The organism is Bacillus sp. SIMBA_154 (assembly GCF_046536015.1).
Lineage (GTDB): Bacteria > Bacillota > Bacilli > Bacillales > Bacillaceae > Bacillus > Bacillus pumilus_P.
On sequence record NZ_JAWJBV010000348.1, the window covers coordinates 1 to 264 of the forward strand.

Consider the following 264-nt stretch of genomic DNA (forward strand, 5'->3'; position numbering starts at 1 on the left):
AATGGATAAAAATCCGAAGAAGCTGGATCTGAAATATCATACGAATGCCGGATCAAACTATGTCGGCGCGACAATCGGGGAAAAGGCGATCGACAAACTGAAAGCCTCCGTGTCGAAAGAAGTGACAGAGCAATACGCAAAAGTCATTTTTGATAACTTTAAAGATATTGCCAAAGGGCTCGGCAAAGCCAGCAGCGGAGCCAAGAAAATAGACGACGGCACGAAAAACGCGAAAGACGGCAGCGCCAAGCTGAAGGAAAATTT

Annotated in this window: 1 pseudogene; it reads left to right on the forward strand. The window is 45.8% G+C overall.

What is annotated here, in order from left to right:
* Positions 1–264, forward strand: a pseudogene (locus R0K30_RS22330) (YhgE/Pip domain-containing protein); the annotation flags it as partial.